Genomic DNA, 6483 nt, shown 5'->3' on the forward strand with positions numbered 1-6483 from the left:
CGGGTGTGAGGGGGTGAACAGCCGTCTGAGCAGTGAGAAAGGCATGCATCAGTTCAGGCTGTCGGCCAGGGCGCGCACGCACTGCTTGGCATGCCAGAGCACGTTGCCGATGACACAGCGGTGGTCGCACGCGGTCATCAGCAGGCGCGGTTGCTTTCCGGGAATGGCGAGCATCAGTACCTTGCCGTCGGCGGCATCGAGGATCAGCGTGTCGAGCTCACCGAAGTGCAGTTCGCGGCCCAGTGCACTGGCCAGGCCGAGCATCGAGCTGGTCATCGCGGCCAGGCGATCGGCGACATGGCCCTGCGGGCCGGCCTGGGCCAGTGCGAAACCATCGGTGCTGGCAACGACGAGGGCCTGGATGCCGGTGACGTCGCGTACCAGCGCGTCCAATGCCGAAGTGCGGTCGATGTCATGCATGGGTTACCGCCATGGCGTTGCATTCGATCTGGCTCATCAGCAGATCCATCGCGGTGATGGCCTGTGCCATGTCGCGTGGGTCCAGTGGCAGCGCCGGCAGATGCGGTGCATGGTCCTGCAACCAGTCCTGCCAGTGCGGCTGTACCGGATCATCGGTGCTGCCGCATCGGGTGAAGCCGATGACCACCGGCAGGCCCGGCGCGCTGTCTGCGATGGCTCTCAGGTGCTGCGCAGCCAGCGTGCTGTCCACGCCGGCGCTGCCATCGATCAGGACGATGGCACCTTCGGCACCGGCCAGCAGGATCGGCCAGATGTATGAAAAGCGCTCCTGCCCGGGCGATCCATACAGGCGCAGGCGGTCACCGCCGGGCAGGTCGATGTCGCCATAGTCCATGGCCACGGTGGTGTACTGCTTGCCCACGGCGGGGTCGGTATTGCGGGCCTCGGTCACCACGGCCTTGCCCCGGGTCAGGGTCTGCACCAGGGTGGACTTGCCTGCGCCGAGGGGGCCCATCACTACGATCTTGTGCTCACGCACGGTCTGCACTCCAGCGGATGCGAAGTTGTCGCCACAGATTGACGAGGCCGTCGGTGGGAGAGGGGCGCACGGGCGCGTCCTCGCCCACGACGGGAAAGGCGTAGGCGGTGAGGAAGGCCGCATTGAAGAACGACTGCACGCTTCGGCGTGGCAGGTCGAGGATGGCGCAGCACGCCTGCACGGATGCGCCCTGCTTGATCAGCAGCGCACACAGCCGGAAGTGATCGGGACGATGTGCCAGGATGCGGAAGTCCGGCCAGCGCCGAAGACGCAGCTTTGTTCCTTCGTGCAGGGGCGACATCGGTGCGCCGTGCCCGGCGGTGGCCAGGGCAATGTTCCACAGCGTCAGGCGCAGTGGAATGTTGCTGGACACCGTCGCACGCTGCACGAACACGTCCTGCGTCACCGGCACCAGGCTGAGCGCAGGGTCCGCATCGCCCAGCAGCTTCTGCAGCAGCGTCAGCGTGATCGGCGCGGGTGCAGTGGTCATCATCCGATCGTTCCTGGCATCCAGCCAGCACACGGTGGCGCCGTCATGGATGATCGCGGCATGGGCCGGGCGTCGTTGCTGCGCGCCGTCGCTTGCAAGGTGCAGGCGCAACTGCTGTACGAACGGCAATGCGGCCGTTGGCAGGGCTGCCGGCGCCAGCGGTTCTGCTGCAAAGGGCTCTTGCAGATCCTCAAAAGGTCGACGACGGAAACGGACCATGGGGTGTCCAGTGCAGCGAGTGAACGGAGGTGACTATGTAAGCGGCGCTCCCGGTTTTCTGGAATGAAACTATTGGGAAAATTGCATCGTCATTCGTGTTTATGCAGCTCGCTGCAACTAATGGAATTGGCCGGTTGATGCTGCTGCGATGACATCAATTGCAGTGCGTGATTGTTAAGTTGACGTAGCCTGGAATGATTACTAGCGTCTTCGCTGCGCACTGCGGCGTGACTATTGACGGGTAATCAGCATGCTCACTCGAATTGCCATTGCGGATGATCATCCACTGGTCCTGCTTGGCACGCGCATCGTGATCGAGGCCGGTGGCCGCCATCGTGTGGTGGCCGAGGCGCGATGTGCGGAAAGCCTGCTGGCGGTGCTGGCCGAAGAACCGGTGGATCTGGTGGTGACTGATTTTTCGATGCCCGATGGTGGCCGCTCGGACGGCCAGGCGATGCTGCAGGCGTTGCGTCGCAATTACCCCAAGGTGCCGGTGATCCTGGCCACGATGGTCACCAATGCCACCACCTTGAACATGGCCATGCGCACCGGAGTGCGTGGGCTGGTGTGCAAGGGCAGTGGCGTGGATGGCATCCGCAGGGCGGTCGACACGGTGTTGAGCGGAGGGATCTACCTGGACCCCGAATTGGCGCACTGCCTGCAGGATGCCGGGCGCGAGCGATCGCTGTCGGTGCTGTCACCGAAGGAACTGGAAGTCCTGCGGCTGTATGTGTCGGGGCCCTCGATCACCGAGATCGCCGCGCAGTTGCGGCGCACGGTCAGTACCATCAGCCGGCAACGCATTTCCGCGATGAGGAAACTGGGCATCAGCAATGACGCCGAGCTGTTCGCCTATGCGTTCGAGGAACGGCTGGGCAATGCCAGTGGCATGGGCAGCGGGGCCGAGAACGGCGGTCCATGAGGCCACGTCGGTCCAGTCAGGTCCGGTTGGGTTGTTTGAATGGGGGAAAAACTGCCGTTACGTTTCCCACTGTGCGGCGCGCCGCGAATCCCGGATGCTTGCGCCATCGTATTCATCTGGAGATCTCGATGGGCAAGGCACTCAGCTGGCGCACCCTGGCCTGCACCCTGCTGCCAATGCTGGCGGCCGCAGGCGGCGCCCAGGCGCAGAGCTATGGCTACGGCTATGACGATGACCGCTACGGCGGCCGCGAGGGCGGCGGCATCGTGCGCTGCGAATCGATCAAGAACCGCAGCAACGAGTGCCGCCTGGACGGCCGGGCGCGGATGATCCGCCAGCTGTCCGGATCGCCCTGCGTGGAAGGCGAGACCTGGGGCCAATCGCGCAACGGTGTATGGGTCACCCAGGGCTGCCGTGCGGAGTTCGTCGGCGAGTACCGGCGGGGCGGCTGGGGTGGCGGCCGAGGCAACGGCTGGGGCAACAATGGCAATGGTTGGGGTGGCGGTGAAGTGATCACCTGCCATTCCAATGGGCATCGCCAGGAATACTGCGATGCGCGTATCCGCCGTGGCGTGCGCCTGGTCCGCCAGGATTCGCGCAGCGCGTGCATTGAAGGCCAGACCTGGGGTTGGGATCGCCGTGGCATCTGGGTGAGCGACGGCTGCCGTGCCCAGTTCCAGGTGAATTGAGCGTTCCTCTCGAAAATCAGAATAATCTGATACAGCTCACATTTTGAACGTCGTATCGTCTGCGATCAGGGGCACCTCCGCGTGCTCCTGATTCGTCGCGACAATGCGCGCCGCAATCGGCATGCCTGTCCCGCCCCCGTCGATACGCTGTCTCAAGGAGTGAGCCGCATGTTGATCCGCCTGCAATGCGAGCAGCGCCAGTGGCGCGTGCTGCACCCGGATCGGCCGGAGCCGATCGATTTCCGCGATGGTGCCCGCGCCTTCGATTTTGCGGAAACCCTCGCACGCCTGCACTTCGTCGACACCGGGCAGCGCGCAGCCGTGCGCGTGGAGGCCAGTGGCGCCTTCGTGGAAGCGGTCAGCTACGGCTGAGCGCGCGGCGCGCCAGATCATTTTGCCGGCGCGTCATCCACGCAGGGCGTGGATCGGTCTCCGTTCCCCTGTAGATCCACGCCATGCGTGGATCCACCGGGCCTGCAGCGGCCTCAGCCTGCCGCGCTGAGCGGCGCGCTGCCCACGGCCAGCTCGGGCCAGCGCTTCAGCACGGCAGCGCGGATGCCCGCCGCGTCGATGCCGGCTTCGGCCAGTAGGTCCTCACGGCTGGCGTGGTGCTGGTAGCTGTCGGGCAGGCCGAGGTGCAGGATCGGGCGCAGCACGCCTTCGGCATTGAGCAGTTCGCCAACGCCGGAACCTGCGCCGCCGGCCACCACGTTGTCCTCGATCGTCACCAGGCCTTCGTGCCCGGCGGCCATGGCCAGTACCAGTTCGCGGTCCAGCGGCTTGATGAAGCGCATGTTGACCACGCTCAGGCCCAGCTCGCGGCCGACCTGTTCGGCGGCGGCCACGGTGCTGCCGAAGGCGAGCAGGGCGATACGGCTGCCCTGCAGGCGCAGCTCGCCCTTGCCGATCGGCAGCGTGGACAGGTCGGTACCGGCGGCAACGCCGGTGCCGGTACCGCGCGGATAGCGCACCGCGGCCGGGCCCGGATGCTGCAGGCCGGTGCTGAGCATCTGCCGGCATTCGGCTTCGTTGGACGGCGCCATCACCACCAGGTTCGGCACGCAGCGCAGGAAGCTCAGGTCGAGGTTGCCGGCATGGGTCGCGCCATCCGGGCCGACCACGCCGGCGCGGTCGATCGCGAACAGCACGTCCAGGTCCTGGATCGCCACGTCATGCACCAGCTGGTCGTACGCGCGCTGCAGGAAGGTCGAATAGATCGCCACCACCGGCTTGCCGCCCTGGGTGGCCATGCCGGCAGCGAGAGTGACCGCGTGCTGTTCGGCGATGGCCACGTCGAAATAGCGCTGCGGGTATTCCTTGCTGAAGCGCACCAGGCCCGAGCCTTCGCGCATCGCCGGGGTGATGCCGAACAGGCGCGGCTCGGCGGCGGCGGCGTCGCACAGCCAGTCGCTGAACACATCGGTGTAGGTCGGCTTCCTGGCACCGGTCTTGGCCACCAGGCCCTTGTCCGGGTCGAACGGGCCGACCGCGTGGTAACCGATCTGGTCGCCCTCGGCCGGCTCGTAGCCCTTGCCCTTGGTGGTCATCACGTGCAGCAGCTTCGGGCCCTTGGAGGCGCGCAGCGTCTTCAGCGTGGACAGCAGCGCCGGCATGTCATGGCCATCGATCGGGCCGGTGTAGTGGAAGCCCATTTCCTCGAACATCGTGGACGGCACGAACATGCCCTTCCAGTGCTCTTCCCAGCGCTTCACGAAGCGGGCCGGGTTGTTCTTCTTGTCGCCGAGGATCTTCTTGCCGCCTTCGCGCAGTGCGTTGAGCGTGCGGCTGCCGGTGGCTCGGCCAAGCATCTTGGTCAGGCCGCCGACCGCCTCGGAGATCGACATGTTGTTGTCGTTGAGGATCACCAGCAGGTTCGGCTCCGGTTCCATGCCGCCAGCGTGCATCAGCGCCTCGAAGGCCATGCCGGCAGTCATCGCGCCGTCACCGATCACCGCCACGACCTTGCGGTCGTCGCCTTCGGACTGGCGGGCGATGGCCATGCCGAGCGCGGCCGAGATCGAGGTCGAGGAGTGGCCGACGCCGAAGGTGTCGTACTCGCTCTCTTCGCGCTTCGGGAACGGCGCGACGCCGTCCTTCTGCTTGACGGTGTGGATCTCGTCGCGGCGCCCGGTGAGGATCTTGTGCGGGTAGGTCTGGTGACCGACGTCCCAGACCAGCTGGTCCTGCGGCGTCTGGTACAGGTAGTGCAGGGCCACGGTGAGTTCGATCACGCCCAGGCCGGCAGCGAAATGGCCGCCGCTCTTGCCGACCGATTCGATCAGGTAGGCGCGCAGCTCGTCGGCGACCGCCGTCAATTCGGATTCGTCGAACGTGCGCAGGTCATCCGGTGTCTGGATGCGCGCGAGGCGGGGATAGCGGGCAGAGTCGATCATCGTGTTCGCACTTTTTCTGAACGCCCATTTTCGCCCTCAAACGGGGGTGGGGCAAGCAAACGCCGCCGCCCGTGACAGGACGGTGAGGGTTGCATTTTCGGCCGTTCAGGTGCTCAGTTTCGATCGCTTCGGCAATTGCGCCTTCAGGAAGGCCATCTGGTCGGCCAGGATGTTGCGGTTGGACAGGATCAGGTGCTCGATCCAGCTGGGCCGGTAGGGCACGGCCAGCAGGGGCATTCCCGCCTGCTGCGGGGTGCGGTCGCTCTTGCGCGAGTTGCAGTGGAAGCAGGCGGTGACCACGTTTTCCCAGCAGTCCAGGCCACCCTTGGACAGCGGCATGACGTGGTCGCGGGTGAGGGTAGGGCGGTTGAACTGCTGGCCGCAGTACATGCACAGGTGCGCATCGCGGGCGAACAGGGCCGGGTTGGTCAGGTTCGGCGTGGGGTCGATCGCGCGGGAGCGGGCGTGGCCGCGGGCGGCGATGATCGGGTGCAGGTCCATGCCGCTTTGCAGGCCGCTGAAGCGGTTGGTGCCGCCGTGGATGTGCAGGCAGGGATCGCCCAGCGTCCAGGCCACGGCTTCACGGGCGTAGAGGCAGGCCGCATCCTGCCAGGTGATCCAGTCCAGTACGCGTCCGTGGGCATCCAGCGAGAGCAGCCGGACCGAACCGGGGCGATGCAGCGGGGTGACGTTGGGCGATGCCTCGGCGCCCGGAGCAGAAATCGGAGCTCCGGCTTCGATCAGACCCAAGCGTGTAGTGTCTGTCTCCATCGGGAGAACAGCTTATACCTGAATTGTTGGGTTTTGGGGTT

The 6483-nt window shown here is 65.8% G+C and carries 8 protein-coding genes; 3 read left to right on the forward strand and 5 right to left on the reverse strand.

The annotated features are described in order from the left end of the window. Positions 1-48: 48 nt before the first annotated feature. The 3 genes from QRO93_RS07860 to QRO93_RS07870 are packed head-to-tail and all read right to left on the reverse strand — an operon-like array spanning position 49 to position 1448. Positions 49-420, reverse strand: a complete 372-nt coding sequence (locus tag QRO93_RS07860; RefSeq protein WP_006457733.1) for a roadblock/LC7 domain-containing protein — start codon at positions 418-420, stop codon at positions 49-51. After that, a complete protein-coding gene (locus QRO93_RS07865; RefSeq protein ID WP_285304075.1) occupies positions 413-958 on the reverse strand; it encodes a GTPase in 546 nt (181 codons plus the stop codon). Before QRO93_RS07865 ends, QRO93_RS07860 begins: the two co-directional genes overlap by 8 nt. Then, positions 951-1448, reverse strand: a complete 498-nt coding sequence (locus QRO93_RS07870; RefSeq protein ID WP_258010870.1) for a hypothetical protein — start codon at positions 1446-1448, stop codon at positions 951-953. Before QRO93_RS07870 ends, QRO93_RS07865 begins: the two co-directional genes overlap by 8 nt. 469 nt (positions 1449-1917) lie before the next feature. Here QRO93_RS07870 and QRO93_RS07875 point away from each other — a divergent pair, with 469 nt between their 5' ends. From QRO93_RS07875 to QRO93_RS07885, 3 genes are all read left to right on the forward strand, one after another. Further along, complete coding sequence (locus tag QRO93_RS07875; protein WP_053450355.1) at positions 1918-2589, forward strand: response regulator transcription factor; 672 nt, start codon at positions 1918-1920, stop codon at positions 2587-2589. A 128-nt stretch (positions 2590-2717) separates the two neighbouring features. Further along, positions 2718-3278 (forward strand): DUF3011 domain-containing protein, encoded by a 561-nt coding sequence (locus tag QRO93_RS07880; protein WP_053450354.1) that lies wholly within the window; start codon positions 2718-2720, stop codon positions 3276-3278. 168 nt (positions 3279-3446) lie between these two features. Beyond that, positions 3447-3650 (forward strand): hypothetical protein, encoded by a 204-nt coding sequence (locus tag QRO93_RS07885; protein ID WP_005410416.1) that lies wholly within the window; start codon positions 3447-3449, stop codon positions 3648-3650. Positions 3651-3763: 113 nt separating this feature from the next. On the opposite strand, the gene dxs is transcribed toward QRO93_RS07885, so the two are convergent. Together dxs and QRO93_RS07895 are read right to left on the reverse strand one after the other, a co-directional pair. Further along, on the reverse strand, positions 3764-5671 hold the full coding sequence (dxs, locus tag QRO93_RS07890; protein ID WP_180878451.1) for a 1-deoxy-D-xylulose-5-phosphate synthase: 1908 nt from the start codon (positions 5669-5671) through the stop codon (positions 3764-3766). A 105-nt stretch (positions 5672-5776) separates the two neighbouring features. After that, positions 5777-6442: an HNH endonuclease gene (locus QRO93_RS07895; protein ID WP_006457729.1), complete on the reverse strand. Its 666-nt coding sequence runs from the start codon at positions 6440-6442 to the stop codon at positions 5777-5779. Between the last annotated feature and the right edge of the window lie 41 nt (positions 6443-6483).

Origin of the sequence: Stenotrophomonas maltophilia group sp. Smal17 (assembly GCF_030237045.1) — a bacterium.
GTDB lineage: Bacteria > Pseudomonadota > Gammaproteobacteria > Xanthomonadales > Xanthomonadaceae > Stenotrophomonas > Stenotrophomonas forensis.